32 protein-coding genes and 1 pseudogene are annotated in these 25,114 nt (G+C 48.3%); 17 read left to right on the top strand and 16 right to left on the bottom strand.

Annotated elements, in window-relative coordinates:
• Nucleotides 1–5 precede the first annotated feature (5 nt).
• The 6 genes and pseudogenes from PSI17_RS17420 to acpS all read left to right on the top strand — a co-directional run bounded on the left by PSI17_RS17420 (nucleotide 6) and on the right by acpS (nucleotide 3,226).
• On the top strand, nucleotides 6–137 hold the full coding sequence (locus PSI17_RS17420; RefSeq protein ID WP_443256016.1) for a transposase: 132 nt from the start codon (nucleotides 6–8) through the stop codon (nucleotides 135–137).
• Nucleotides 138–155: 18 nt separating this feature from the next.
• A pseudogene (locus PSI17_RS08050) lies at nucleotides 156–383 on the top strand (putative dsRNA-binding protein); the annotation flags it as partial.
• Entirely contained in the window at nucleotides 380–1,285 is a 906-nt protein-coding gene (gene era, locus PSI17_RS08045; protein WP_273551485.1) for a GTPase Era, read from the top strand. The pseudogene PSI17_RS08050 and the gene era, both read left to right, overlap by 4 nt.
• 9 nt (nucleotides 1,286–1,294) lie before the next feature.
• Nucleotides 1,295–2,032: a DNA repair protein RecO gene (gene recO, locus PSI17_RS08040; protein ID WP_273551484.1), complete on the top strand. Its 738-nt coding sequence runs from the start codon at nucleotides 1,295–1,297 to the stop codon at nucleotides 2,030–2,032.
• A gap of 82 nt (nucleotides 2,033–2,114) precedes the next feature.
• Entirely contained in the window at nucleotides 2,115–2,846 is a 732-nt protein-coding gene (gene pdxJ, locus PSI17_RS08035; RefSeq protein ID WP_273551483.1) for a pyridoxine 5'-phosphate synthase, read from the top strand.
• Nucleotides 2,846–3,226 carry a holo-ACP synthase gene (acpS, locus tag PSI17_RS08030; protein ID WP_273551482.1) on the top strand — a complete coding sequence of 127 codons (381 nt, stop codon included), beginning with the start codon at nucleotides 2,846–2,848 and terminating at the stop codon, nucleotides 3,224–3,226. Before pdxJ ends, acpS begins: the two co-directional genes overlap by 1 nt.
• A 2-nt stretch (nucleotides 3,227–3,228) precedes the next feature.
• On the opposite strand, the gene PSI17_RS08025 is transcribed toward acpS, so the two are convergent.
• A complete protein-coding gene (locus tag PSI17_RS08025; protein ID WP_273551481.1) occupies nucleotides 3,229–3,489 on the bottom strand; it encodes a YfhL family 4Fe-4S dicluster ferredoxin in 261 nt (86 codons plus the stop codon).
• A gap of 216 nt (nucleotides 3,490–3,705) precedes the next feature.
• On the opposite strand from PSI17_RS08025, the gene PSI17_RS08020 reads away from it, so the two are divergent.
• Complete coding sequence (locus PSI17_RS08020) at nucleotides 3,706–5,103, top strand: recombinase (RefSeq protein WP_273551480.1); 1,398 nt, start codon at nucleotides 3,706–3,708, stop codon at nucleotides 5,101–5,103.
• Nucleotides 5,104–5,316: 213 nt separating this feature from the next.
• Here the strand turns inward: PSI17_RS08020 and PSI17_RS08015 are convergent, their stop codons facing one another.
• The 8 genes from PSI17_RS08015 to PSI17_RS07980 form a co-directional block, all read right to left on the bottom strand.
• Nucleotides 5,317–6,699 carry a DEAD/DEAH box helicase gene (locus tag PSI17_RS08015; protein WP_273551479.1) on the bottom strand — a complete coding sequence of 461 codons (1,383 nt, stop codon included), beginning with the start codon at nucleotides 6,697–6,699 and terminating at the stop codon, nucleotides 5,317–5,319.
• Nucleotides 6,700–6,888, bottom strand: coding sequence for a hypothetical protein (locus PSI17_RS08010; RefSeq protein WP_273551478.1), 189 nt, complete (start codon nucleotides 6,886–6,888; stop codon nucleotides 6,700–6,702).
• Between the two features lie 97 nt (nucleotides 6,889–6,985).
• The gene (locus PSI17_RS08005) at nucleotides 6,986–7,225 is read right to left on the bottom strand and encodes a hypothetical protein (RefSeq protein ID WP_273551477.1); all 240 of its coding nucleotides are present in this window, start codon (nucleotides 7,223–7,225) and stop codon (nucleotides 6,986–6,988) included.
• Between the two features lie 170 nt (nucleotides 7,226–7,395).
• Nucleotides 7,396–8,130 carry a phosphoadenosine phosphosulfate reductase gene (locus PSI17_RS08000; RefSeq protein ID WP_273551476.1) on the bottom strand — a complete coding sequence of 245 codons (735 nt, stop codon included), beginning with the start codon at nucleotides 8,128–8,130 and terminating at the stop codon, nucleotides 7,396–7,398.
• Between the two features lie 78 nt (nucleotides 8,131–8,208).
• Nucleotides 8,209–8,658: a class I SAM-dependent methyltransferase gene (locus tag PSI17_RS07995; protein WP_273551488.1), complete on the bottom strand. Its 450-nt coding sequence runs from the start codon at nucleotides 8,656–8,658 to the stop codon at nucleotides 8,209–8,211.
• 13 nt (nucleotides 8,659–8,671) lie between these two features.
• The gene (locus PSI17_RS07990; RefSeq protein WP_443256015.1) at nucleotides 8,672–8,941 is read right to left on the bottom strand and encodes a VRR-NUC domain-containing protein; all 270 of its coding nucleotides are present in this window, start codon (nucleotides 8,939–8,941) and stop codon (nucleotides 8,672–8,674) included.
• Complete coding sequence (locus tag PSI17_RS07985) at nucleotides 8,898–9,140, bottom strand: ANR family transcriptional regulator (protein WP_273551475.1); 243 nt, start codon at nucleotides 9,138–9,140, stop codon at nucleotides 8,898–8,900. Before PSI17_RS07985 ends, PSI17_RS07990 begins: the two co-directional genes overlap by 44 nt.
• Nucleotides 9,141–9,143: 3 nt before the next feature.
• Nucleotides 9,144–11,210, bottom strand: a complete 2,067-nt coding sequence (locus tag PSI17_RS07980; RefSeq protein ID WP_273551474.1) for a DNA polymerase — start codon at nucleotides 11,208–11,210, stop codon at nucleotides 9,144–9,146.
• A 30-nt stretch (nucleotides 11,211–11,240) separates the two neighbouring features.
• On the opposite strand from PSI17_RS07980, the gene PSI17_RS07975 reads away from it, so the two are divergent.
• Nucleotides 11,241–11,993, top strand: coding sequence for a hypothetical protein (locus tag PSI17_RS07975; RefSeq protein ID WP_273551473.1), 753 nt, complete (start codon nucleotides 11,241–11,243; stop codon nucleotides 11,991–11,993).
• Nucleotides 11,994–12,060: 67 nt separating this feature from the next.
• On the opposite strand, the gene PSI17_RS07970 is transcribed toward PSI17_RS07975, so the two are convergent.
• The 7 genes from PSI17_RS07970 to PSI17_RS07940 all read right to left on the bottom strand — a co-directional run bounded on the left by PSI17_RS07970 (nucleotide 12,061) and on the right by PSI17_RS07940 (nucleotide 16,711).
• Nucleotides 12,061–12,618 (bottom strand): DUF2815 family protein, encoded by a 558-nt coding sequence (locus PSI17_RS07970; RefSeq protein ID WP_273551472.1) that lies wholly within the window; start codon nucleotides 12,616–12,618, stop codon nucleotides 12,061–12,063.
• A 22-nt stretch (nucleotides 12,619–12,640) separates the two neighbouring features.
• The gene (locus PSI17_RS07965) at nucleotides 12,641–13,921 is read right to left on the bottom strand and encodes a DUF2800 domain-containing protein (protein WP_273551471.1); all 1,281 of its coding nucleotides are present in this window, start codon (nucleotides 13,919–13,921) and stop codon (nucleotides 12,641–12,643) included.
• Nucleotides 13,922–13,923: 2 nt separating this feature from the next.
• Nucleotides 13,924–14,703, bottom strand: a complete 780-nt coding sequence (locus PSI17_RS07960; protein WP_273551470.1) for a hypothetical protein — start codon at nucleotides 14,701–14,703, stop codon at nucleotides 13,924–13,926.
• 19 nt (nucleotides 14,704–14,722) lie between these two features.
• Nucleotides 14,723–14,854 (bottom strand): hypothetical protein, encoded by a 132-nt coding sequence (locus PSI17_RS07955; RefSeq protein ID WP_273551469.1) that lies wholly within the window; start codon nucleotides 14,852–14,854, stop codon nucleotides 14,723–14,725.
• Between the two features lie 112 nt (nucleotides 14,855–14,966).
• The gene (locus tag PSI17_RS07950; RefSeq protein WP_273551468.1) at nucleotides 14,967–15,287 is read right to left on the bottom strand and encodes a hypothetical protein; all 321 of its coding nucleotides are present in this window, start codon (nucleotides 15,285–15,287) and stop codon (nucleotides 14,967–14,969) included.
• A 51-nt stretch (nucleotides 15,288–15,338) separates the two neighbouring features.
• A complete protein-coding gene (locus PSI17_RS07945; RefSeq protein WP_273551467.1) occupies nucleotides 15,339–15,638 on the bottom strand; it encodes a regulator in 300 nt (99 codons plus the stop codon).
• 407 nt (nucleotides 15,639–16,045) lie between these two features.
• A complete protein-coding gene (locus tag PSI17_RS07940; RefSeq protein ID WP_273551466.1) occupies nucleotides 16,046–16,711 on the bottom strand; it encodes a S24 family peptidase in 666 nt (221 codons plus the stop codon).
• 139 nt (nucleotides 16,712–16,850) lie between these two features.
• Here PSI17_RS07940 and PSI17_RS07935 point away from each other — a divergent pair, with 139 nt between their 5' ends.
• The 9 genes from PSI17_RS07935 (at nucleotide 16,851) to PSI17_RS07895 (ending at nucleotide 25,104) form a co-directional block, all read left to right on the top strand.
• A complete protein-coding gene (locus PSI17_RS07935) occupies nucleotides 16,851–17,045 on the top strand; it encodes a helix-turn-helix transcriptional regulator (protein WP_273551465.1) in 195 nt (64 codons plus the stop codon).
• 14 nt (nucleotides 17,046–17,059) lie between these two features.
• On the top strand, nucleotides 17,060–19,228 hold the full coding sequence (locus PSI17_RS07930; RefSeq protein WP_273551464.1) for a VapE domain-containing protein: 2,169 nt from the start codon (nucleotides 17,060–17,062) through the stop codon (nucleotides 19,226–19,228).
• 303 nt (nucleotides 19,229–19,531) lie between these two features.
• A complete protein-coding gene (locus PSI17_RS07925) occupies nucleotides 19,532–19,900 on the top strand; it encodes an antiterminator Q family protein (RefSeq protein ID WP_273551463.1) in 369 nt (122 codons plus the stop codon).
• A gap of 412 nt (nucleotides 19,901–20,312) precedes the next feature.
• Entirely contained in the window at nucleotides 20,313–20,495 is a 183-nt protein-coding gene (locus tag PSI17_RS07920) for a phage holin family protein (RefSeq protein ID WP_273551462.1), read from the top strand.
• Nucleotides 20,479–21,015: a lysozyme gene (locus PSI17_RS07915; protein WP_273551461.1), complete on the top strand. Its 537-nt coding sequence runs from the start codon at nucleotides 20,479–20,481 to the stop codon at nucleotides 21,013–21,015. Before PSI17_RS07920 ends, PSI17_RS07915 begins: the two co-directional genes overlap by 17 nt.
• Entirely contained in the window at nucleotides 21,012–21,461 is a 450-nt protein-coding gene (locus PSI17_RS07910; protein WP_273551460.1) for a lysis protein, read from the top strand. The genes PSI17_RS07915 and PSI17_RS07910 overlap by 4 nt, the downstream gene beginning before the upstream one ends.
• A 9-nt stretch (nucleotides 21,462–21,470) precedes the next feature.
• Entirely contained in the window at nucleotides 21,471–22,040 is a 570-nt protein-coding gene (locus PSI17_RS07905) for a terminase small subunit (protein WP_273551459.1), read from the top strand.
• A 2-nt stretch (nucleotides 22,041–22,042) separates the two neighbouring features.
• Complete coding sequence (locus PSI17_RS07900) at nucleotides 22,043–23,662, top strand: TerL protein (RefSeq protein WP_273551458.1); 1,620 nt, start codon at nucleotides 22,043–22,045, stop codon at nucleotides 23,660–23,662.
• On the top strand, nucleotides 23,662–25,104 hold the full coding sequence (locus tag PSI17_RS07895) for a DUF1073 domain-containing protein (protein WP_273551457.1): 1,443 nt from the start codon (nucleotides 23,662–23,664) through the stop codon (nucleotides 25,102–25,104). The genes PSI17_RS07900 and PSI17_RS07895 overlap by 1 nt, the downstream gene beginning before the upstream one ends.
• Nucleotides 25,105–25,114 lie beyond the last annotated feature (10 nt).

The following is a 25,114-nucleotide window of genomic DNA, read 5'->3' as shown; positions in this document are numbered from 1 at the left end:
GCCAGTTGGAGTGGTTACCGCCTTACAGCCCAGATTTAAATCCTATCGAACATAAATGGGCTGGAGCAAAAGCCACAAGAAGGCGAGAAAGATGCTCTATTGATGAATTATTCAAAGAACACGTGAATTATGTCTAATTATATTGATTCTGCTATAAGCAGAAAGATCCTAAAACACGTTTACAAGAATATTTGCAAGGGCGTCATTTGCCGTTGCCTACATATCTGGTTGTTCAGGTTCGTGGGGAAGCACACGATCAGGAATTTACCATTCACTGTCAGGTCAGTGGATTTGAACAACCTGTCAGAGGAATCGGTTCCAGTCGCCGCAAGGCAGAGCAGGCGGCTGCGGAACAAGCATTAAAACAATTGGAGCTTGAATGAGCGAAGAAAAAAACTATTGCGGATTTGTTGCAATAGTCGGTCGGCCCAACGTCGGTAAATCAACGTTATTGAATCAGTTATTGGGTCAGAAAGTATCCATCACTTCCCGTAAACCTCAAACGACGCGGCACCGCATCATGGGGATCCAGACGGAAGGGGCTTACCAAGTCATCTATGTTGATACACCGGGCCTTCATATTGAAGAAAAACGGGCCATCAACCGGTTGATGAACCGTGCGGCGAGCAGCTCTATTGGTGATGTCGAGCTGGTTGTTTTTGTTGTGGAAGGTACGCACTGGACACCCGATGATGAAATGGTGGTGAATAAGTTGCGTCATTTACGTTGTCCGGTCTTACTGGCTATCAATAAAGTGGACAATGTGACAGATAAAACCCTTCTTCTGCCACATATCGGCTTTCTCAGCCAACAGATGAATTTTATCGATGTTGTGCCGATGAGTGCGGAAAAAGGCATGAATGTTGATACCATTGCCAAAATAGCGCGTGATCATATCCCTCAGGCGGCACACCACTTCCCTGAAGATTACATTACTGATCGCTCACAGCGTTTTATGGCATCAGAAATCATCCGTGAAAAACTCATGCGTTTCTTGGGTGAGGAACTGCCCTATTCCGTGACCGTGGAAATTGAGCAATTTGTTACCAATGAACGTGGGGGTTATACGATCCACGGTTTGATTCTGGTCGAGCGTGACGGCCAGAAGAAAATGGTTATTGGTAATAAAGGCAGCAAAATCAAGACCATTGGTATAGAAGCCCGTCAGGATATGGAAAAGATGTTTGATATGAAAGTCCACTTGGAATTGTGGGTAAAAGTAAAATCAGGCTGGGCTGATGATGAACGGGCGCTACGTAGCCTCGGTTATATTGACGACTTATAAGGCTGATGAGTGGACGGCTGGCAAAGAGCTTTCGTGCTTCATGGGCGCCCTTACAGTGAAACCAGCTTATTACTGGATTTTTTTACTGAAAACGAAGGGCGGGTACGTGTCTTAGCAAAAGGGGCACGCAGCCGTCGCTCCAATCTAAAAGGTTGTTTGCAACCGTTCACCCCGCTGCTCATTCGTTGGAGTGGGCGTGGGGAAATCAAGACACTCAGGGAGGCAGAGCCTGTCTCATTGGCTCTCCCCTTAACGGGAAGTGTGCTCTACAGCGGTTTATACGTGAATGAATTGTTGTCCAGAGTCCTTGAACAAGGAACGGCATATCCCGCACTTTTTTTTGATTACCTCCAATGTTTACAATCCCTTGCGGCGAGTGAATACACACCAGAAAGTGCATTGCGTCGTTTTGAATTAGCGCTACTCACCAATATGGGATACGGTGTAGATTATCTTCACTGTGCCGGAAGTGGTGAGCCGGTATCGGATACCATGACTTACCGTTATCGCGAAGAAAAAGGATTTATCGCCAGCTTGGTGGTGGATCACTACAGCTTTACGGGTGATGAACTAAAGGCATTGGCCATTAGCGAATTTCCTGATCCGGCCACCCTGAAAGCGGCGAAGCGTTTTACTCGCATTGCGTTAAAACCTTATTTGGGCGGGAAGCCATTAAAAAGCCGTGAACTCTTTCGCCAATTCGTGCGTAAAAAAACTGATCATCCCGACAAGAAAAATGAAAACTAAAGTAAGCCACTTTTTCATGGTAAATTTTTCATGATGAAAAGGGTACACTTTATTGAATCTTATATTATTGCAGGAGCTAAAAATGGCTGAGGTATTGTTAGGTATCAACATTGATCACATTGCAACCTTACGTAATGCCCGTGGGACGCAATATCCCGATCCCGTTCAGGCTGCATTTGTTGCAGAACAAGCGGGTGCTGATGGTATAACGATTCACCTGCGTGAAGATCGCCGCCATATTATTGACCGGGATGTTCAATTATTAGAAAAAACCATTCAAACCCGCATGAACCTTGAAATGGCGGTAACCGACGAAATGGTGGGGATTGCTGGTCAAATCAGGCCAGCTTTCTGCTGCTTAGTGCCTGAAAAACGTCAAGAGGTCACAACCGAAGGCGGACTGGATGTGTTTGGGCAAAAAGAGCACATTGCTGCGGCGGTTAAGACTTTATCGGCCGCGGGAATTCAGGTGTCTTTGTTCATTGATGCGGATCACCAACAAATTGATGCTGCTGTCGAAGTTGGTGCGCCATTTATTGAGATCCACACTGGTGCGTATGCAGATGCAGAAAATGAGATACAGCAGGAAAAAGAATTTCAGCGTATCAAAGAAGCGGCAACCTACGCGGCAGCCAAAGGCCTTAAGGTCAATGCCGGTCATGGTTTGACCTATCACAATGTACAACGTATTGCCGCCTTACCTGAAATTTATGAATTGAATATAGGGCACGCCATTATTGGCCGTGCGGTATTCAGTGGCTTATCTGCGGCGGTGGCCGATATGAAAACGTTGTTGCGGGAAGCACGCCGTTAATGGCCATTATTGGATTAGGCACAGATATTGTTGAAATATCCCGTATTGAAGACATTGTCGGGCGTTCAGGCGAACGTCTGGCAAGGCGTATTCTGAGTGACGGAGAGTGGCAACAATATCAACAGCATAACCAGCCTGTCCGCTTTTTGGCAAAACGCTTCGCCGTCAAGGAAGCGGCAGCCAAAGCGCTTGGAACCGGCATTCGCAATGGACTGGCCTTTAATCAATTTGAAGTGATGAATGATCCACTGGGAAAACCCACGTTGAAACTCCATGGAGAGGCTGAAATGCTGGCTAACAAACTGAATGTAAAATCCATCCATGTCACACTGGCAGACGAACGGCGTTATGCCTGTGCGACCGTGATACTGGAAAATTGAATTCAGATCTTATCAGCATGATGCAGGAGCACAAATTTATCCCATAACTGCTCTTCGGTTTCCTGATGGTTAGGATCAAGGATAATGGTATTTGTGATCGGGCAGACAGATTGGCAAGTTGGCTTTTCGTAATGCCCGACGCACTCGGTACAGCGTTCAGGCTCAATTTCGTAGATCTCAGTGCCCATTGTGATAGCCTGATTAGGGCATTCGGGTTCACACATATCACAATTAATGCAGCGTTTAGTAATTAATAATGCCATTTCAACCCCTTACATAAATTTTAAATTAAAATCAGTCATTTATAGGTAATTCCAAGCTACCCCTTTCGCTCATATACTGACGCTTTATCCAGTATACATTACCTTCAAAAACCATATTCCGTAACACAAAAACGCAACACATAGCTATTTTTAGTGTCTAAAATAGGGTAGTGTGTGTCACTACTACCTCAACGTTTTGATATTACGGAGTTTACAATGGAAAACATAGTAGCACAAACGCATAACCTCTCGGAAAACGATGCATATTTAAGCGCTTTGGCGAGTTGGGAGGCTTGCAAGCCTCCGTACACAGGCTCACACATGAGAGTTTGTGCTACGGCCGTAAAAACCATATTAAAACATCTAGGTAAGCCACGTCGATCTAAGTACGAAAAAGAAAACTACTTAAGGCTAGATTTTAGCAAGGCTGGAAAAGTTACTATCTATGCCGAATACCCTAAGAGCATGGGTTTAAAAGGCAGGAAATTGGGAGAGTGGCCTGAACTGACGCTACCGATAGCCCGTGAGAAAGCGCAGGAATTAGCGCAGGACGGGTTAACCGCGGAATCAGTACCCCAGCTTTTAGATGCCTACGAAAATGATTTACAGGCGAAGGTCGAGCGTAAGAAACTTGGAGAGCATAGCTTTTATACGTATCGATGCCGAATAAAACAATTGCGTGAATCGTTCGAACAGCGCGAGGTTTTTAGTGATGTTACGTATCCGCGGTTGATTGCCGTTCTCGATTCATGGATCGAAACAAAATCCAACAACCAGGCGTTTGAACTATTCGCGGAGTTGCGTAGATTTTGGAAATTTGCCGCGCCATTACATTGCGGCGGCCGGAATATTGCCGCCAGTATTCCTGATGACTATATTTCATCTCGTGTACAGCGGCCAACCCCTACCCGAAGATTTACGGATATAGAGTCTATTGCTCAACTATGGATTAATGTTGCGGCGTGCACTTCCGTTCATCAAAAAAATGCTATTCGCTATATGATACTGACTGGCGTTAGGCCGATCAACGTATCTAATCTGCGCTGGGAATATATCAATGAAACTGCGGGGGAAATTATTTATCCTGCTGGATTACCGGGAATGCGTGGGGCTATGAAGACGCAAAAAGAATTTCGATTGCCAATCACGCCTATGCTAAATGTTATCATTAATGAGCAAAAAGCATGGCGTGATTCGGTTGAAGGGTGTAACCGGGACTATGTATTTTTACAGCCAAGAGACATAACTGAACCGTTCTCAAAACGGTCTCTGGATAAACTAATAAAAATTTATAGTCCTGATAACGCGTTAAAAGGGGTCGTTCATGAGGGTACAGTGAAGGGTAAGTCGGGAGCGTTTAATACCATGTGCCGTAAGTTTCTAAAAAGTAATGTTATCGCCCAGATGCGGGCACGGGGTTACTCTCGCTCAGATACCAGAGAGATTAGCCAGTTGTGTATGCATCACTCTGATAACCGCTCCGATCCTATGGGCGAACATTACGATTTTTCCGATGAAATCCTGCAAGAAGAAATCGCGTTAAAACGGCTGGCATTTGAGGCACATGAAAACAGTATCATGGCGCAGGCTGCATTATTACGGCGAAAAAATTAATACACAGCACGGCATTTTTCCTTAAATGCCATGACGTTTTTATATTCATATCGAATAATCTTGGCCGTAAATCTTATGGGGGCCAATGTTTTTTTGTGCCGGTGTTTATTATTCCAATCGGCCAATGTTTTTTGCGTAATACCCCCCAGTAGTTTACAGACAGCTTCGGGGGTTAATAAATCGTCGTCTTTATACCGTTCCGTCATCTCGGGGTTACGTCCTCTTCATAGCCTCTAATAGAATGTCCTGAACTTCTCGCTTAGAATCGCGCCGTTCCATCACCATCTCATCCATTGTGCCGGTAGCAATAATATGGTGTATGAATACCGGGCGGTTGTATCCGGCCTGAATCTGTCGGGTAGGGCCGATACGTTCAATGATTTGCTGGTACTGTTCCAGATCCCACCAGTGGGAGAAAAACACTAAGATATTGCCGCCGTCCTGTAGGTTCAAACCGTGCCCAGCGCTGGCAGGGTGAGCGAACATCACCGGGATTTTTCCGGCGTTCCAGTCGCGCAGGGTTTGCGGATCAGAGTCGAGATGTCGCCCGCGCGGGAACGCTTTCAATAACCGTGCTAAATCGTGTTTCCAATGATAGGCGACCAGTACCGGCATTCCGCCCGCCTCATTAATAATACTATCGAGAGCCTGTAGTTTGGCGTCATGCAGCTCCTGCCAATTGCCGTTCTCGTCGGTGTATAGTGCACCGCTGGCAATTTGCAGGCATTTAACGGTTTTGGCCGCCGCGTTCAGAGCCTCCACGCTGATGTTACCCAGCTCTACAAACATCTCTCGTTCCATCGCCTGATACTGCTGGCGAACTTTGGACGGTAGGTCAACGTGGATAACGTTATGAACAGGTTCCTCGATATCAAACCAGTCCGCCGCGTCTAGCGCGATAGTCACCCCATTTAGTGCCGTTTGTATTTGCTCCTGGGCAAACGGCCACGGCTCTAATTTCACCCATTGTTGCCCCGGAAAACGAATGCTGTTAAACCAGCGTGAGGTGAAGGCGCTGTACGTTCGGCCTAAACGCTCGCCTTGGTCGACAAACCACGCCTGCCCCCATAAATCGACCAATCCATTAGGGGACGGGGTGCCGGTGAGGTTGACCCAACGGCGCGCATACCGATGCGCGACCCTCGCCAACGCGGCGGCGCGCTTGCCGCCCTTGCGTAACCTGAACGATTTTAGTCGTGTGCTCTCGTCGGCGATGACGGTAGCGAATGGCCATTTATCGCCTAGTGTTTCGACCAGCCAGACGAGGTTGTCATAGTTGGTGGTGAACACGCTGGCGTTGGTGTTTTTCAATGCGGCGGTGCGTTCCTTCGCACTGCCGACAATAGGCTGTATCTCGATATTGTGTAGATGGTTCCATTTATCCGCCTCATCCGGCCATGTGGAGCGAGCCACACGCAACGGGGCTAAAACTAACGTCGGTTGGGTTTCCATACCCGCCATGTACAAATCTTCGAGCGCGGTTAATGTTGCTACAGTTTTGCCCATACCCATTCCAGCCCACACATTGCAACGGGAGATATCCAGTTCGTGGTCGATGATCAGGTTTTGGTAGGGGCGGGGTGTGAACGGTTTCATTTATCCTTCCACATTCTCTATATAAACGGGAACGACAATAAGTTTTTTATCGCCATTATTATTATTATTATTAACCAGTAATTCAGCCTCCGATTTATCGAAAAATACCGCTTTCAATGTTTGGTATTTGTCACCGTTAAAATTGCAAACACCAACATCATCGCAGACTGCGTAAAATACAGTTTTCATATAGAATCTCATTCTGCATTTCTCCGTGTAAATTTATCGTACGTATTTGATATGAATTCCAACGCTGATAATGTATAGTCCACCGTGATATCTGGCATTATTTAATTGGCTCCCGTATTTTATAAATGGAGTTTTGAGTTTTTATATAGCCATCGGCTTTGTAGGTTTCAACATTAATTACCAACGAGGTTATTATTTCCACTCCGTCCTCAAATCGTTTACGGCTGTCATTAAATACCCGGCCGTATGCTCTGGCTGTAGTTTTGCCATCATCCTCACCGACATATTCCTGCGCGAAATCGGTTAATTCTAATTCTGCGGTATAGTCATTGTTCATAAATGTTTTCCTCATTTAATTTTCTTGGCAGGGAAATGATAACCAATCATTTGATGAAATACCCTCGGAGCAAATCGACCTAAACCTATTCCGCTCCATTCGCTGAAATTCCAAACCTGCAACCAAACCCATCGCCATAAATAAAAACGGCGTATATTGTTCATTTTTATTTACCCGTCATAGCAACCGCACGGCATATCGTGATCGGTATCGTCCATACGGTAGCCGTCAGGGTTTGTTAAAAAATCGCCCCAATTCCAGCGCCGGCCAATCCCTTTTATTTGTTTCAGATCGGCGGACTGCTCCATTACAAGCGCTTTTTCTACAAGTTCAGGGTGGTCTTGTTGGAGGCGTAAAAGCTCTGGCTTTTTCGTGTAGGGGCAACACCAGCAAGCGCTTTTACCCGGTCGGGGGAGTCCTGCGCGTTGAATGGCGTCTATACAAGCGTCTCTGCCCCATTCCCAATCATACAACGGGTATTCGTACTGAAATTTCTTGGACAGAACCGCATCATTAGCCAGGCTACGACGGGCGTTGAGTACTCGTTGCTCTTCGTCAAAATCGTAACCGACCAGCATGATGACCCGTTCACCACGCGCCCATGTAGCTTTGCACAGAGGGTGGTTATTCCATTCCTTTTCTTGCGGTTCGAGTTTAAATTTTTGACTGCAATTTTTAAAACCGTAGGCGACGGCGGGTAACATATTTCGTTCGCAATAGTAGGTATACAAATCCTTTTCCTCATATACCCACTCCGCTTTAGTTCGCCCCCGTCGAAATACTTTTTTGCAAACGGTAATTTGCGGCCCACCATTTGCCAGTAACCAATTATTTATTACGGAGAGGTACGCGTAGGTGTGAGGTTTTTCGCAACCGGTATCCGCGAATGTTATTAAATCTGGCATTAAACCTATTTCTAATAACCCGATTAATAACGCAACTGAATTTGTACCCCCCCCCATATGACATAGCGATCATTATTTTTACCTCTTATAAAATGTCATCCAATGTGTATATCCGCGTTTACCTGACGGATGCCCAATAACCGGTTTAATATCTGTCAATGCCAATATTTCACTGGTTTTAATTTGGGTTTCATTCCATTTGAAAATTAATATTCGTTCTGGTTGCAATACCCGAAATGCCTCTTTGAATCCCCGTGATAAATCATCGCGCCATGTCGCTTTATTCAATGCTCCGTATTTCTTACGTTGCCAGCCATTTTCACCCGCACGAATTAAATGCGGCGGGTCGAATATCACTAAATTAAACGACTCATTTTCGAATGGCAGGTTTCTAAAGTCGGCTATTAAATCTGGATTAATATTTAACTCCCTGCCATCACATAAAATATGTTGCTCTCTGCGAATGTCACAAAATAAAACATCGGGATTGGATTTATCAAAATAGAACATTCGGGAGCCGCAGCACATATCGAGAATGGGTTTATTCAACGATTGCCTCCACATTTTGGCTATCCAGAACAACCACTGTTTGCCCCAGTGCCCTGAGCCGTTCATGTTCCCGTAATTGGTCAGGGCGGGGCTTTTCGCCCGGTGCTTTACACTCAACAAACACCACACGCCCGTTGGGTAAAACGACAACGCGGTCGGGTACACCCCGGCGACCGGGGGAAACGAACTTATAGGCGATACCGCCTAATTTTTTCACTTCATTGACCAGATGCCGTTCGATCACGTCCTCGCGTATTTTCATTATTTTTATTCCGTTCACGTTGTTTTAAACAAAAATCAGAACGATTTTCTGCCCACTCAATATTTAACGTATTGCGTGAATGGCGGGCCGCTTTATTCCAGACTTTTGATGCCTGTAAATAATCGCCTTCGCGTTCAATTTGCGCAGCCTCCCGCGCTGCCCGAAAATATAACGGGCTGTCTCGGTATTTAAATGACATAATTCAACTCTTCTTATATCGGTACGCCTCAAACCCGCCAGCGCTCAGAGGTAAATCCGGTGCCCAGTCGGGGTTAGTGGCGAGTAGGGTGCTGAGATGTTCATGGGAGTAACCCAACGTGTCTGGTGCCTCGGTCAAAACCTCATCGTGTACGGTCAGTACAATGTCATAGCCGGCGGCTTCAATGCGTGGCATGTTGCCCGCCAGCACATCGCGGGCGGCGGCTTGGGTGACGTTTTCGACCAGTTTCCCGCCGTAGGTTTTGAGCCGTTGCCATTTGCGGCTGTAGGGGTTCGTACCCATGTAACTGATCTGCCCGTCATCCAGACGAGGCGAGGGGTAGCACACGGCACGCCCCGACGGTAGTACCGCCCTGAGCCAAGCGCCATCGCGGCGGATACGCAGTTTACGGCAAAGAATAGTTGTACCGGGTGCGCTGATAGCACGCCTTACCGCCTCTTCCAGCTCATACCAGAACGGCACGGTTGCGGTGTGGGCATTGCGCCACATACGTTTAAGTGAATCGCAGGTAATAAACACCCATTCGCTCAGGCCATACGTGTTTTGCTTTTTGACCGATTCCGTGTACCAGCGCCGGGCATCCCGCTGAACAGGGGCGGGAATGTTCGGTAACGCGGCGTCGGCGAGTTCATCCAGATCCATGCCGTAGGTCATGGCAAATGTCAGAAACGCAGAGACACCGCCCCCGTACCCTAATCCCAATTCCATCACTTTACCGATTTGGCGCTGATCTTTCGTCACTTCATCGGGTTTGATATTGAACGCGCGGGCATAGGCCAGTTTATAGAGGTCGTGGCCTATGCCGTTGTCATAGTCGCTAAACGCCCGTAATTTCCAGTGCTCCCCCGCCAGCCATGCGAGCATTCGCCCTTCGATGTTGGACAAATCCGTGGCTACCAGTTTTTGACCGGGTGGAGCGATGATAGCGCCGCGGATAGCGGAGCTGGTTAACTCCATGATGTTATCGAATAACAGATCCGCACAGTCCGTTTTCAACGCCTCAATACCGGTATCAATCGTGGCCTGACTTAGAGTAGCCCTAGGGAGATTTTGCGGTTGGAATAGGCGTCCTGCCCAGCGTCCTGTACGTGACGCCCCGCAAAATTGGAGTGTACCGCGTAAGCGGTTATCTGCGCTAATGCCATTCATCAATGCCTTGTACTTGCTGGTACTGGTGGTACTGGCCTGTAGGCGGATGGTCAGCAATTCCCGCAATGCAACGGGAATATCAGGATCGGCGATCCGGCGTTCCAAGGTACTTTTTTGCATATCGGGCAGTTCAACACCGAACGCGGCGGTAATATGTCGTAGCATTGCGTCACGCTGGGTAGCTGCCTGTACACCACCGTCGGTCAGTTTCTGCGTGCGTTTTGCCAGCCGTTTCTGTTCCTGTTCCACGGCATCGATGGCGGCTATTGCCAGCTCCATATCCATGCGCACACCGCGATCATTAATTTGTTGGTCACGGTGCCAGAGCGCTAATTCATTGCCCTGATAATTCCATTTGGGCAGGCGTTTATGCACCTCGCGCATGGCCTCGATATCCAGCCCGGCATACGTGACGAATCGCTGCCACTCTGTGGGATGGGTTTTACTGGTGGCGCGGCGAATGGCGACGTTTTTAGGTCTGGGTTTACAGAATAACTGGATCAACGACTTGCCCTCCTTGTCTTTCGCTTTGTCCGCCGGAATGCCCAATACCTCACACAACGCACCCAGTGCCCCCGGTAAACCGTGAGCTAATGCCTGCACCATCGTGTCACGCCAGCGTCCAATATCCAAATGCAACGTCGGCATGTCATGGCGCAGAACGGTACGGTCAAAGTGGCTGTTATGGGCGAATAGAATAGCGTTCGGATCTTGTAACATTTGATACAGTTCGACGGGCATGGGCGCACCACTGGTAACATCCCATACCTGAACAGGGTTATTGTTAACCGCCCATGCAAATAGCATAATTTCGGCATGTTCGGCGTAGGCGTGAGTGCCGTTTTTAATCGGCGTCTCACAGTAGGTCTCAAGGTCGAGCCAGAGAATTGTTTTATTCATAGTAGTTTGTTTTAAATTGGTGAGGAATATATGGGAAGCTCCGCAATTAATATTAAGAAATTCGTGATTGCCATTATTGTTATGGTTGTCTTTTTTGCTGTGGGTTATGGTTATGCAAAAGATAAAGAAAACATCATTCCTACACGGGAAAAAGTATTAAAAATGTATCCAATGTTTGAGGCAATAAACAAAATTGATCCGGAAAAGTTTGAGAGTTTATATAAAGAGATAAAATCTATGCCTTATACGGAGAATAAGGAGATTCAAAATGAATTTATATTAAAAGTCCTATCATCTCTTAATGTATGGTTTGATAGCAAGATAGGGAGTTTATTAAACTCCGCTTCTGATGAAGCTGTAAACAAATACGGTAGGCATTTCATTAACTCCTTTAGTATCTTATTAAAAAATGATCCTACTGGTGTCCAGTGTTTCAACACCGTATATCCCGGTGTGATAGGTGATCTCGATGCATTTAAATTAAAAGATGATATTAAAGGGATAGAAAAAAAGACAAATTATTTGAATAGCATTGCTGATTCAATAGCTCGCGGTGATAAAGTTAATAGATTACCCGCCGAACAAGTCGAAGAAGCATTATCCATCATTAATGATAAATTAATCGGAAAATATGGAGAAGATTACTATATTGAAGACCCGAAAGAATTAGCTAAACAACCTAGTTTAGTATGCAGGAAAACCCTAGATCTACTGAGAGAGGTGTTAGCCCTAGACCCGCATCTTTCGGCGGAGATTCTCCGTTATATAAATGCACCTGAATAATTCTATTTTCTGTGTCATGGTTTTTTATCCTGATAAATACCCCGCCCGAAGCGGGGCATAAAAATATTTAATTAAAAACGTCGGCCTCTGCATCAGCCCCTTCGCTGATATCGTCAAAATCATCTACCGAGGCTACGCCGCCACCTGCGAATGCGTCACCGTCGCGGAAGAACTGAACCCCTGAGAGCGAGGCTGATATTCCTTTACCGTTATTTTCATAGGCGAAAATACTGATAGTGGCATTAACATAGCAGCCAGAATACGGTTTACCGTCCTGAGCCGCGAGTGGCGAACGGTCGCGATCAATAACCAATGGACGGGATTTGTTACTGGCGGAAATATACATATTGCCGGCGTAACCGTCGTAATCTGGTTTATCATCACCATCACGGAAATTAAATCGCATGTTGTTCCCTCGGATACTTTTAATAATACCCTCCGCTTTAGCACCCCATTTTTCCGTGGCCACTTTTTTGATCGCGGCTTCAATTTCAGCAATTACATCTTTGCGCTCTTTTGGAATTAGAAACGTGGAGCGAAATTTAAAATCGCCCTGACCATTAACTTGGGTCGCTTCAAATAAATCAGGGAATGCCAGACGCACTTGTTTTAAACTAACTTTCATTTTGTTATCTCTTTAGAGGTTATTACGAGAACATACCATCAGATATGTCGTCAAAATCATTGATAGGATTAACGTCCAGTGCTGGACGGGGATCAGATTCCTGTACGACGGTAGGTTTACCGTCAGGTCGAGTAATCAGTGATTCCAGTTTGGCCCACTTTTTCGGGTACTCTTTTTTGAGCACTTTTTCCGCTTGGGTAGGGCTAATGAGTTTTTTGATGTAGATTTTGTCTTGTTTGAGTTTGAACCCCTTTAGCATAGATTCGGCGTCGGCCTCAACACCCCATGACCGGTTACCCTGTTTACCCCCGACCAATTTAAATCCGGGGATAGGGTGACCCGCGTTGAGCTCATCGTTGACACGCCCCCGAACCGCTTTGCACCAGCTTTCTATAAAATCAACCTGTGCGTATTTAGCCGCGAGGGTTTGGTTGTCGTAGTGTGGAACTTGTTCCTCCACTGCCGGAGGCTCTAACGGTTGCGTCAGGTCGTCAAAATCCTCTGCGATAACGCTCCAAACGTGGGCGGACAGCGCGGGGCAATCCGCCTTGGCCTTGCAAAATCGGCACTGCTTTTCACCCGGTGTGAACGTATCAGGCGGCAGCGTGTCCACCCCCTCACACTGGGCGATGTTGAATGTGACAATAACTGATGCGGCGGCGTCTTTGGCTCTTTCTCCGAACTGGCGCAGTTCATCGACACCCAGCGCCCATTCTGAAACGTGATTCAATCGGGGCTGGTGGATGAACAACCGTACCGTTTCGAACTCGTACAGCATATCGAATTGGTCGAGAGCACCCAGCGCGTACAACATGAGTTGTTCATTTTTCTCAGCATCGACCCGCACGCCGCGCCCGTATTTCAGGTCGTGAACTTGCAGTTCACCGCCGTTAATGATGATGGCATCAGCAGTACCGAACGAGTTTTCAACGCCAATCACATCAGAAAAATCAACGCGCTGTTCGATCAATAGCTCGTTACCCTGAGCCAGCCCCCAGACCGTCTCGACATACTGACCCACCGTCTCCACCATTTCGTCATTAACCTGTGGTGTGTTGGGTTTGAGCAATATGTGCTGCCCTAAATAATCGGCGGTGTTTTGCCCTAATGTAACGGGTTCACCGAGGAACGTAGAATTCTGGCGGTTGTTCAGCACAGTTTCGGCCAGCGCATGGGCTGCGGTGCCTTCAATCGCGAACGGTGATTCAGTGTTAGGCTGGCCTATTTCCATCGCGAGGCTGCCTGTGCAACGCAACCAACGATGGGCAGATGAGGGCGAGAGTTTTGCGTGTACCTCCGACATGGCTATCCCTCCAGCGCAGTTTCAGCCAGTTCCAGAACCGCCGGCAGTTTTTCCTGTGGGATATCGCCCAATTTTTTAACCCCAAATTTAGAGACGATGTCCACAGCCTCGCGGCGGTAACCGTTTTTTGCCAGCCGTAGCAGTGCCTGTTGCGCCTGATTGAAGATCGCCCCATAATCTGGCTCTGGCTCTGGCTCTGGCTCTGGCTCTGGCTCTGGCTCTGGCTCTGGCTCTGGCTCTGGCTCTGGCTCTGGCTCTGGCTCTGGCTCTGGCTCAGTGGTGTGTGTGCCCCGATTGAGTAAATCTAGTGCGAATTCTCGCCGTTCAGTAATGCCGGGGATGTCGTCCCAGTTTTCCAGCATTTCTAGGCACAAATCCAAAATTCGCCCATTGGTCAGTGCCTTGAGTTCCTGTAGCCCCTGTAGCGCGCAATCCAACGCGTCCGCTTGGCCGTTACGCGCGTCGCCAACAGCCGCTATCACGGCGCGAGCCTGTGCTAGCTTATCGGCGGTCAGGTCGTAGGCGTCATTTTTAAACAGTACTGAGAGGGCTACTACCGTTTCTAAATCGAGGGTTTCAATATCGACGGGGGTGTTATCGACTGTTTTTTTAACCGCTTTTTCTTTTTTGGTGGGTTGTTCAATAGGTTCGGGGTTATCTGCTACCCATTGAACACGTGGTTCCACGTTCGTTTCGTCATTTGCTGCTACTAATCGCGTTAACAACGGGATTAACTGCTCCAGCAGCTCACTATGCTTATCTAGAGACGCTTCTAAGCTCATTTTTATTGGACCTTTCTATCTATGAATACAGGGTAATTGGGAATTGGGTGTTAGGGCTGCGCTTGAGTTCATCACATTTCCGTAGCCAGCGCAGACGGCGAACGGAGTTGCTTATCGGGTACTTATCCACGGGAATTACTTTGGGTTTCACTGCCGGAACTCCTCATTTTGCGTATCAAAAAGCACACCCTCCGGCCAGTTTTGGCGGGGGTGTGGTAGCGAATGGATGTGCTTTTTGATAGGGCGTGCGGGACGCCCCTAAATTAGGTGTTATTTTCCGGGCGAGTTAATTTCGCCAATATTTTCTCGGCCTGTTTCGGTCTGTATTGCACCATTATTTTTAATTCCAGACGATAATCAGGCAGGCTCATTCCAACTCGTTTAGCCGCGTTTTTCATTAAATTTCTATCAACCAATTTAAATAATTGCTCGGCGTTTTTCCGTTCCTGTTCGCGTTGATAGTTAATCTCATCCAACCGCTGTCGTTTCTCCGCTACCTGTTCGTTTTTCCATTTATCGATTTCCCTATCGATATTCCCGCGTTTATGTAGCGGGACGTTTAATACACCGTGATCTAATGCCATATTCGCCTCTCTGTAATTACTCACCACAGCCCACTCGGAAATGAGCTGGAGTTAATTAGTGTGCGGCTCTCTCGGTTTATATTTATACCGATGCCAGCTATCCGCTAACTCGATTGCATCATAATTATCACGACGCTCGGCAAAACCCAGCTCCACTGCCAGAGCATGTAATTCATGCCGCCTTTTGATATTATCCATAGCAATCCAATCGGCATCTGTCGTTCGTTTTTGTGCCTGTTTAGGTGTCAGACCTCGATAATCTATTTCACTCAGTTTATTGAGTTTCAGTAAATCTGTTTTCAGTTTTCGCAGCATTGCGATCATTGAATCAATTCGTTCGATATCCGTCATTTAATACCTCGCTATAATTATTAACTCACCACAGCCCCCTAATTTAATGAGCTGTAATTAGTCGCTCTATTTAATGCTTGTTCCTCCTCTTAGTTGGGTTTTGCGCTCGCACGCTCCCTACTGCCAGTGTTGCCCGTTCGCGCCCATTTCGGGGGTTAACCTTCCCATCGACCGGATCGCGCCCGATGGTACGTCGCATTTGATGCGTAGGGGTCTAAACAGTAGGTAGTGTGCTGTTCCGACTTTCTAGATTGTTAAAGAGCAACTGCGCTAATGCAAAACTGTATTTTTAATTCGATAATGTATTTATATACCGTGTTGCATGAGAGGTCAATACGAAAACACATAATTTTTCCAAAAATAAAGGCCACAAATATGTGGCCTTGTTTAACTAATTGATTTTAAAGTTAAGAATGCCATAACGAACTTTTAGCTATTCCTGCTACGTATTGCATCCGAACTATTTTGGAGGTGTGGAGGCGTACGGGGGCGTGGTCTTCGTTGATAGATAGTAGGTGGCAATAGCCCTCGCGTTCAAACAGAAATGTTTTAACCCTCACCTCCTCGGTATCAGTGACAACTAATACCTCGTCCCCCGGCGAGTACAAATGATTTGGCTCTATGATTACGAACTCGCCCTCTTTTACTCTGGGGATCATGGCGTTGCCTATACATTTTAGTGCGTAGGCGTCTGGGTCATGCGTCGGCCATCTGATATACCCATCCGTACTGTCGATATTGTTCCAACGACTGACATCACCTAATTGGGCGTTCCCCCGCACCGGAATGTCATTGAAATGGTATATATGCGGTTCCCCCTGTTCGTCTAGGACTATTTTAGTGGGGGCGGATTGCAGATCGCACTCAACCAAATCGATTGGGGATACTCTAAAAAAATCAGCGATAGTTTTTAGCGTGGCGTATTTAGGATCTTTTACCTCCCCTGTCAACATCCGGTGTAGTGTTGGTTGGTGCATTTTCAACCGTTTAGATAGCTCTGTTACGCTGGTTATCCCCTGCGCCTCCATCAAGTACCTGATATTTTTAGTTAAAACTCCAAAGTCTGACATCATTTTCTAGACCCTCGTTCGCGCTATTTTTAATCAATTATGCAGTTACGCATATATTAGAGTTTTTTTCGATACATTCCAGTATTGATATATAATTCGTTTACGTATAGTTTAGGCTCATCTAATAAATAGGAGCGCGATGATGCACGAATTTCACCCACAAGAATTGATTAAAAAAATTATAGATGCTGGATTTACCCAAGCCCAGCTAGCCTCACACACAGGGGTTAGCCAGCCGTCGTTGAGCCGGATTTTGACGGGTGTCAGTCCTAACCCCCGTTTATCTACCGCTAGGTCTATTGAGCGTTTTTACACCGAATTTGTAGCCAAAAAATAACAGGACATACGCATATGTCAGAACAAAAACAATGGGGAGCTACCCAAGACGAGTGGTTCCACCTCGATCTGATTCAGGGCTTTACAGATAGAATGCTACCCGTTGTATGTAACCCCGGTGCGACAGTCTCCCCTGATTCATCACTGAAAAGCATTGGCAAGACACCTAGCCGTTACAATCGTTCACGACATGTAGTCGGCATCCCTAAATGGACGGAAAAGATCGCGACCGATTCCGAAATTATTACGTGGGCTAACGAGCCTGATTATGGCATTTGTATGCTCACCGGTCGGGGGCAGTTAGGGCTGGATTGCGATAGCGATGACGCAGGCATACACGCCCAAATCCAGACGCTGTTGGTCAATGTGTTCGGCGAACTACCCCCGCGCCGTTACCGTAACAACTCTAACAAATGCCTGTACCTGCTGGCCGTTGAGGGCGAGTACCGTAAACGCATCCATCGTCTGGAGGGCGAACTCGGTATTATTGAGCTGCTGGCCGAGGGTCAGCAATTTGTTGCGGCGGGCACTCATCCCAGCGGTGCACGCATCCAATGGGACGGCGGTCTGCCCGGTGAGCCGCTCGCAATCACGCCTGAACAGTTAGAAATGCTGTGGTCGGCGTTGTCCGAACATCTGCCCGTTGTTGGTTCCACTAGGGCAAATATCACTGGCGCGTTGCGTGATCGTAGCCTGTCTACGCCTAACGCAACTGACGAAACCGCCGATTATCTGGACGCGAACGGGCATACATTGACATCGGGTAAAAACGGGGAGCGTTATATCACATGCCCGTTTGCAGATGGGCACAGCATTGACAGCGGCCCCACCAGTACGGCGTATTTTCCGGCAGGTACGGGCGGGTTCGAACAGGGCCATTTCAAATGCCAGCACGGTTCATGCGCACATCGTAATGACGGCGATTTTCGTAACGCTATCGGTTTCGGCAAAGATGATTTTGAGGATTTAACGTCTACCGAGGTGGCAGAATCCGCGCCGTTACCGGCGTTCAAACGCGATAAATGGGGGCAAATCGAGGCTACCATAGAAAACACATTCAAAGCGGTGATGCGGCCTGATTTTGTTGGTATCGAAATTCGGTTTGACCAATTCAGGGACGAAATCATGCTTACCCCAACGGGTACGGTTCAGTGGCAGTCATTCAATGATGCTGAGTATTCGCGCCTGCGCATCACATTGGAAAATAAGGGGTTCAAACCCGTCGGGCGTGAATTAGTGCGCGATGTTGTGCTGCTGGTGGCAGATGAACAACCGTTCGACTCGGCTATCGAGTGGCTCAACAGTTTGGAATGGGACGGCGTACCCCGTATCGAGCGTTTTTACCACACCCATTTTGGTACTGAGGATACGCCGTATACCCGTGCGGTATCTATGTACACGTGGACGGCATTAGCGGGGCGCGTTCTCGACCCCGGTTGTAAAGCCGATATTGTACCGATTTTGGTCGGGGAGCAAGGTTGTGGTAAATCGTCCGGCGTGGCGGCGCTCTCGCCGGCTCCCGCGTTTCATACCGAGGTCAGTTTTGCCGAAAAAGATGACGATTTGGCGCGCAAGATGCGCGGGCGCTTAGTTGCGGAAATCAGCGAATTACGCGGGCTGAACACCAAAGAGCAAGAAAGTATCAAGGCTCTGGTCACCCGTACCCATGAGAACTGGGTGCCTAAGTACCGTGAATTCGCTATTCAGTTCCCTCGACGGTTGTTGTTCTTCGGTACGACCAATAAAAGAGAATTTTTAGGGGATGATACCGGCAACCGTCGGTGGACTCCCGTTGAGGTTACTAAAATAAACCTCGCGGCGATTAAAGACGATTTGTTGCTGCTGTGGGCGGAGGCGAGAGAAACATTTAAACAGACGGGTATCCAATTCAGCGAGGCAGAAAGGTTAGCGGTGACAGTGCATGACCAGTACCAGATTAGGGACGCGTGGCTGGAAATTGTCGAGAGGTGGTTAGACGAACCCGATTTGATGACAGGTGAACAGCCACGAACGCGCGGATTTTTACGCGCAAGTGACGTTTTACGTGAAGCGCTGAATTTTGAGTCATCGCGGATCACCAAGCGCGAGGAGATGAGAATCAGCAATGTTTTACAATCGTGTGGTTTTAAACGTGTTCAGCGACGTGTTGACGGGAAAGTTACGCGAATTTTTGAGCCAGTGTAACAACCTGTACCAACCGGAGAACGTAGGTTGGTACACTTAAACTTATTGATTTATAAGGCAAGTCCCAACTGTACCAACTGTACCAACCTTGTGGTTAACTACCCCATTATATATATAAGGCGCTTATAGGAAAGGTTAAGAAATAGATGGTACAGGCGGCTACAGGTTGGTACACCTTTAATAATCAACCACTTAGATGCTAGCACTTCGCGATTTGCTTTCGCGAGCACCACACAGACACGTAGGCGCGACGGCTTCCAGTGAAAAATTTTCAGGATACACGAAACTACAGGGCAAAATTCTATGCGAGATATTCAACAGGTTTTAGTACGGTGGGGCGGTTGGTCAACCAACGAATCGACTCGCGTCGGCTGGTCGCCTGTCGCGGCGGGTTTTAGCGGGCTGGTCTCTGCCAGTGGCGACAACCGGCTAACATGCAGCGACGAGGACGGGCTGATCGTCGATCTCTGCGTAGCACGGCTACAGGCAACGGGAAGACATGACGAACTAGAGTACATCAAACAGCACTACCAGTTGGGGCGCTCCAAACGCGAGATTGCACGCCGATTTGAGACGAATGAAAAAGAGGTCAGGCACCGGATACAACGCGGGGAGAGTTTTATTGAGGGTTGTCTATATATGCTTAATATTCAATTAGATATGGATTTATAGGCTAAAAAACAATCAGTCGGTTGCTAAACGTTAGTGCGGGCCGCAAAAAGTGTGCTATTGTGCTAAAAATGGTTTTTTGTATCCTGAGAAAAGGCGCCCAACTTCGAGCGCCTTTCTTTTTGCCTGAAAAACGAAAACGGGAAAAACACAGCGTAGCCATCGAGATTTGCCCGAACCTCAATAGCGGCTATTTGTTAACAAAATGTTATGGCAAAAATACGGCTATTATGGGCGAGAAAAGTTGCGCTTTTAGGGATTTGGCATCGTTTTTTGCCTGAGTTGCAAACCTCGGGTGCGCATAATGACCATTATGTTAAATAGACCTCGTTTTTAACAAATTATCTACCACCCTCGATTCTGAGGGCTTTCCCGATCAACACACCTAATGGTCACTCCGTCAGTGGGGTGGAATATGCGTATGGACAAATATACAAGCCCCACTGCCTACGGATGGGGCGCATTTACAGCTATGCTCGGTGCTTTGTCATTAAACGATTGGGCGATTGTCGTCGGCATTATCTGCACGGTGGGAACATTCGCCGTGAACTGGTACTACAAACACCGGGAATTCAGCAAACATGAAAAAGACGAGTAAATTAACGGCTGCGGTCATTGGATTGGTGCTGTCCAGTGTAGGTGCCACGGCCATCCTCTCTCAGTTTCTGGATGAAAAAGAGGGTAATCGACTGTCAGCGTATCGGGATGCAGGCGGCGTCTGGACCATCTGCCGGGGTGTGACACGGATAGATGGCGCTCCCGTTCGTCAGGGCATGAGACTGACCGCAGCACAATGCGACTCTCTGAATCGGGTTGAGGCGCAGCGGGCGATTGACTGGGTTAAACGCAATGTACGAGTGCCGCTGACTGAACCTCAGATAGCGGGCATTGCCAGTTTTTGCCCGTACAACATCGGCCCTGCCCGGTGTTTTTCCTCCACGTTCTACCGGAAACTCAACGCGGGGGATAAAACAGGTGCCTGTGATGAGATCCAACGTTGGATTTTTGACGGTGGACGTGACTGTCGTCAGACCTACGGGCAGGCGAACGGCTGTTATGGGCAGGTAGAGCGGCGTGCTCAGGAGTCGGAACTGACATGTTGGGGGTTGGATGAATGAAATTCAATTTCACCTACGGCGTTATTGTTGCGTTGATTGTTGCATCAGCTGCGGCCGTTTTATATCGCTCTGGATACAAAAAACAGATCGGTATCAACAGCAATCAGGCAACCGAAATTCAGCAACTAACCGACACCATCAACTACCAGAACACGCACATTGAAATGCTGCATGAATTGGATACTAAACACACCCAGAAAATCGCCGATGACCAGATTGAAATCAATAAGCTACGGGATGCTGCTCTTGCTCATCCTGAGCGGGTGTACATCCAAGCCAAATGCCCCGCGCCTAAAACCACTGCCCCCTCCGGCTTGGATGATGCAGCCACCGCCCGACCTACAGACACCGCTGTCCGAAATTATTGGTTACTCAGAAAACGAATTGCCATCTCAGAGCAAATGATTCTGGGGTTGCAGGAATACGTCAAAACACAATGCAAATAGAGAAATGCTATGACCAGTACAAAAATGACTACAAAACAAAAAACGTTTTGCCGTGAGTATCTGGTCGATTTGAATGCAACACAGGCAGCGATCAGAGCGGGGTACAGCCAGAAACGCGCGAGCGAGATTGGCTACCAGCTAATGCAGAAACCCTATGTTGTCGCGCTGATCGATGAACTGAAAGCGGCGCGCAATAAACAACTGGGAATCGACGCGAGCTATGTCCTGATGCGCCTCGTTGAAATCGACCAGATGGACGTGGCTGACATTCTGAACAACGACCTGAGTATCAAACCGTTGTCCGACTGGCCGGAATCGTGGCGCAGATATTTGAGCGGGTTCAATCTGGCTGAGATGTTCGAGGGCAGGGGAGATGAGCGCGATATGGTCGGTATCCTCAAAAAGATCAAATGGCCGGACAAGGTCAAAAACTTGGAGCTATTGGGTAAACATGTGTCCGTTCAGGCGTTCCGCGAGAATGTGAAAAACGAACTCACAGGGGCTAACGACGGCCCAATTGAGGTGGCGAAATTGACCCCTGAACAGGCGGAGGCCGCCTACAAAAAAATGATGAGGTGATTATGCCTGTGCCGTTTTCGTTTGATTTTCGTAACCCGGATTACAACGCGGTGTTTGAATGGCGAATGGAGCGGTTACAACGTATTCGCCAAAACCCCGCGTTGCTACCCCCTATGCGTGCGTTTTACAGGGATAATCCGGGGCAATTCATTATTGACTGGGGCATGACCGCTGACCCCCGTAACATCGAGCGAGGGTTACCCGCCCGTATTCCGTTTATTCTGTTCCCTCGACAGGAGGAATGGATCGATTGGTTCATGGAGTGCTGGCGCACGCAGGAGCCGGGCATTACCGAAAAAACCCGTGATATGGGCATTAGCTGGCTGACCATCGCAACGGCCAGCTCGATTTGTCTGTTCAACCGGGGTGTCGCGGCAGGTTTCGGCTCCCGAAAAGAAGAGTACGTCGATAAACTCGGCTCGCCCAAGTCGCTGTTTGATAAGGCGCGAAATTTTATCAGCCTACTCCCAGCGGAGTTCAGGGGCACATGGGACATGCGTAAACATGCACCTCACCTGAGAATTCTGTTCCCTGATACCGACTCAGTCATAACCGGGGAGGCTGGCGACGGCATAGGGCGCGGCGACCGTGCGTCTTTCTATTTCGTGGATGAATCGGCGTTTCTGGAGCGCCCGGAGCTGGTGGATGCGTCGTTGTCTGCCACGACCAACTGTCGGCAGGATGTTTCAACGCCGAACGGTATGGCGAACTCGTTTGCCCAACGGCGGCACAGCGGGCGTATCTCTGTTTTTACATTCCATTGGCGGGGCGACCCGCGCAAAGACGATGCGTGGTATGCCAAACAGGTGGAAAAACTTGATCCAATCACTCTGGCGCAGGAAGTCGATATCAACTATCAGGCGTCAGTTGAGGGGATTTTGATCCCGTCTGAATGGGTACAGGCTTCGATCGACGCTCATGTCGAGTTAGGTATTCAACCAACCGGTATTCGCATGGGCGCGATGGATGTTGCGGACGAGGGCAAGGACAAAAATGCGTTCTCCTGGCGGCATGGCCTCCTGTTGGATGGTATCGAGGAGTGGTCGGGTAAAGGTTCGGATATCTACGGTTCTGTTGAACGCGTCTTCGGATGGTGTAGTACACATACGTTAGGTTCTTTCAGGTTCGATAGTGACGGTCTAGGGGCGGGTGTACGGGGTGATGCCCGTATTATCAATGACCAACGTACCGCACTGAGGATGGACACCATCACCGCGACGCCATTTCGTGGCAGTGGTGCGGTGTTTGATCCGGAAGGGGAAGCGGTGCTGGGTGATGCATTTAGCGCGGCGCGATTGAACAAGGATTTTTTTGCCAACGTTAAAGCCCAAGCGTGGTGGTCGCTCAGAACGCGGTTTCAGAAAACCTACCGTGCGGTCAAAGAGGGGCATGTGTACGACCCCGACGAACTAATATCAATATCCAGCGAGATGCCACTAAAAGACAAATTAATAATCGAGTTATCTCAGCCCACCTATTCGGTGAATGGTGTGGGGAAAATCATTGTAAATAAAAAACCGGATGGCACGAAATCGCCCAACTTGGCGGACTCAGTAATGATCCTTTACGCCCCTATGGATATCTCGATGGAAATTTGGGAATTATTAGGACGAGGTAGTTAATGGCGAAAAATCGCAAAATACCCACGGCTGACAGTTACGAGAACATGATGGCCCGTGTGGGGATGAACACGCCTAACCAACACTCAGCATCCACATACCGCCCGAACTGGACGAGCCGCAACCGGATGCTGGTCGAATATGCCTACCGTTCATCATGGATAGTTGGCGCGGCGGTGGATTCGGTGGCCGACGATATGACGCGCAAGGGGTTTAGCATCACGTCTGAGATAGACCCTATGGCGCGCGGCGTACTGGAATCGCTGTTTGATGAGCTGGAACTGTGGGAAAATCTGAACAACATCATCAAATGGTCACGGCTCTACGGAGGGGCCGTAGGGTTAATTCTGATCGAGGGGCAGGCACCCTTTACTCCACTACGGCCGGAAACCATCGGTAAAGGCAAATTCAAGGGGTTGCTACCTCTCGACCGCTGGCAGGTGGAACCTGATTTAAACCGCCGTATCAAAGAGATTGGTAAGGATTTTTGCAAGCCGGAATTTTACAACATCGCAAACACGGGGCGAGGTATCCCCGCGTGGAAAATCCATCACAGCCGCTTGATACGGTTTGATGGGGTTACGTTACCGTACCAACAGGCACAGACTGAAAATGAGTGGGGCATGTCAGTAGTTGAGCGCATTTATGACCGTCTCACAGCGTTCGACAGTGCCACAACCGGCGCGGCGCAGTTGGTCTATAAGGCACATTTGCGAACCTACAGCATCGATAAATTACGTGAAATTATTGCGATGGGCGGTGTTCGATTGGATGCGTTGCTCAAACACATGGACATGATCCGGCAGTTCCAGAGTAACGAGGGTATGACACTGATGGATAAAAACGATGTGTTTGAAACCCATCAATATTCGTTCAGTGGTCTAGATAACGTACTAGCACAGTTTGCTGAGCAAATAGCGGGCGCGGTGGGTATTCCTCTGGTGAGGCTGTTTGGGCAGTCCCCACAGGGATTCTCAACGGGTGACGCGGATTTAGCTAACTACTATGACAACATCGGCACCCAGCAGGAGCGCCGGTTGCGTCAACCCATCCGCCGACTATTGGATGTGATGCACCGTTCGGAGTTCGAGCAGCCATTGCCGGACGATTTTACATTCGAGTTTAATCCGTTATGGCAAATGTCTGACCTAGACCGCTCTACCATTGCCGTGAATACCGTCAACGCGCTAAATGGTGCGCTGGACAGCGGCATGATGAACCTCAAGGCGGCCATGACCGACCTTCGCGAAACGGCAGACGTTACTGGCATTGGTGGCTCGATAACAGATGAGGATATCAACAATGCGGAAACCGAAACCCCGCCGAAACTCGACCGTGAAAACATTGAACCGGTCACGTCAGGCGGAAATCCGGTATCGAACGAGCCTACGGGAGATAGCGCGAGCGGTCGGCGAAATCGTAAAAGGTTCTTACGATGGTTCTAATGATTCCGTG

This window comes from Xenorhabdus sp. IM139775, from assembly GCF_028598745.1.
Classification (GTDB): Bacteria; Pseudomonadota; Gammaproteobacteria; order Enterobacterales; family Enterobacteriaceae; genus Xenorhabdus.
This window is presented reverse-complemented; position numbering and strand designations above follow the sequence as displayed.

Excerpts from the sequence above, each read along its gene's own strand:
- era (WP_273551485.1), top strand. The coding sequence starts at position 380 with ATGAGCGAAGAAAAAAACTATTGCGGATTTGTTGCAATAGTCGGTCGG.
- pdxJ (WP_273551483.1), top strand. The coding sequence starts at position 2,115 with ATGGCTGAGGTATTGTTAGGTATCAACATTGATCACATTGCAACCTTA.
- acpS (WP_273551482.1), top strand. The coding sequence starts at position 2,846 with ATGGCCATTATTGGATTAGGCACAGATATTGTTGAAATATCCCGTATT.
- PSI17_RS08025 (WP_273551481.1), bottom strand. The coding sequence starts at position 3,489 with ATGGCATTATTAATTACTAAACGCTGCATTAATTGTGATATGTGTGAA.
- PSI17_RS08020 (WP_273551480.1), top strand. The coding sequence starts at position 3,706 with ATGGAAAACATAGTAGCACAAACGCATAACCTCTCGGAAAACGATGCA.
- PSI17_RS08015 (WP_273551479.1), bottom strand. The coding sequence starts at position 6,699 with ATGAAACCGTTCACACCCCGCCCCTACCAAAACCTGATCATCGACCAC.
- PSI17_RS08010 (WP_273551478.1), bottom strand. The coding sequence starts at position 6,888 with ATGAAAACTGTATTTTACGCAGTCTGCGATGATGTTGGTGTTTGCAAT.
- PSI17_RS08005 (WP_273551477.1), bottom strand. The coding sequence starts at position 7,225 with ATGAACAATGACTATACCGCAGAATTAGAATTAACCGATTTCGCGCAG.
- PSI17_RS08000 (WP_273551476.1), bottom strand. The coding sequence starts at position 8,130 with ATGCCAGATTTAATAACATTCGCGGATACCGGTTGCGAAAAACCTCAC.
- PSI17_RS07995 (WP_273551488.1), bottom strand. The coding sequence starts at position 8,658 with ATGTGCTGCGGCTCCCGAATGTTCTATTTTGATAAATCCAATCCCGAT.
- PSI17_RS07990 (WP_443256015.1), bottom strand. The coding sequence starts at position 8,941 with ATGAAAATACGCGAGGACGTGATCGAACGGCATCTGGTCAATGAAGTG.
- PSI17_RS07985 (WP_273551475.1), bottom strand. The coding sequence starts at position 9,140 with ATGTCATTTAAATACCGAGACAGCCCGTTATATTTTCGGGCAGCGCGG.
- PSI17_RS07980 (WP_273551474.1), bottom strand. The coding sequence starts at position 11,210 with ATGAATAAAACAATTCTCTGGCTCGACCTTGAGACCTACTGTGAGACG.
- PSI17_RS07975 (WP_273551473.1), top strand. The coding sequence starts at position 11,241 with ATGGGAAGCTCCGCAATTAATATTAAGAAATTCGTGATTGCCATTATT.
- PSI17_RS07970 (WP_273551472.1), bottom strand. The coding sequence starts at position 12,618 with ATGAAAGTTAGTTTAAAACAAGTGCGTCTGGCATTCCCTGATTTATTT.
- PSI17_RS07965 (WP_273551471.1), bottom strand. The coding sequence starts at position 13,921 with ATGTCGGAGGTACACGCAAAACTCTCGCCCTCATCTGCCCATCGTTGG.
- PSI17_RS07960 (WP_273551470.1), bottom strand. The coding sequence starts at position 14,703 with ATGAGCTTAGAAGCGTCTCTAGATAAGCATAGTGAGCTGCTGGAGCAG.
- PSI17_RS07950 (WP_273551468.1), bottom strand. The coding sequence starts at position 15,287 with ATGGCATTAGATCACGGTGTATTAAACGTCCCGCTACATAAACGCGGG.
- PSI17_RS07945 (WP_273551467.1), bottom strand. The coding sequence starts at position 15,638 with ATGACGGATATCGAACGAATTGATTCAATGATCGCAATGCTGCGAAAA.
- PSI17_RS07940 (WP_273551466.1), bottom strand. The coding sequence starts at position 16,711 with ATGATGTCAGACTTTGGAGTTTTAACTAAAAATATCAGGTACTTGATG.
- PSI17_RS07935 (WP_273551465.1), top strand. The coding sequence starts at position 16,851 with ATGCACGAATTTCACCCACAAGAATTGATTAAAAAAATTATAGATGCT.
- PSI17_RS07930 (WP_273551464.1), top strand. The coding sequence starts at position 17,060 with ATGTCAGAACAAAAACAATGGGGAGCTACCCAAGACGAGTGGTTCCAC.
- PSI17_RS07925 (WP_273551463.1), top strand. The coding sequence starts at position 19,532 with ATGCGAGATATTCAACAGGTTTTAGTACGGTGGGGCGGTTGGTCAACC.
- PSI17_RS07920 (WP_273551462.1), top strand. The coding sequence starts at position 20,313 with ATGCGTATGGACAAATATACAAGCCCCACTGCCTACGGATGGGGCGCA.
- PSI17_RS07915 (WP_273551461.1), top strand. The coding sequence starts at position 20,479 with ATGAAAAAGACGAGTAAATTAACGGCTGCGGTCATTGGATTGGTGCTG.
- PSI17_RS07910 (WP_273551460.1), top strand. The coding sequence starts at position 21,012 with ATGAAATTCAATTTCACCTACGGCGTTATTGTTGCGTTGATTGTTGCA.
- PSI17_RS07905 (WP_273551459.1), top strand. The coding sequence starts at position 21,471 with ATGACCAGTACAAAAATGACTACAAAACAAAAAACGTTTTGCCGTGAG.
- PSI17_RS07900 (WP_273551458.1), top strand. The coding sequence starts at position 22,043 with ATGCCTGTGCCGTTTTCGTTTGATTTTCGTAACCCGGATTACAACGCG.
- PSI17_RS07895 (WP_273551457.1), top strand. The coding sequence starts at position 23,662 with ATGGCGAAAAATCGCAAAATACCCACGGCTGACAGTTACGAGAACATG.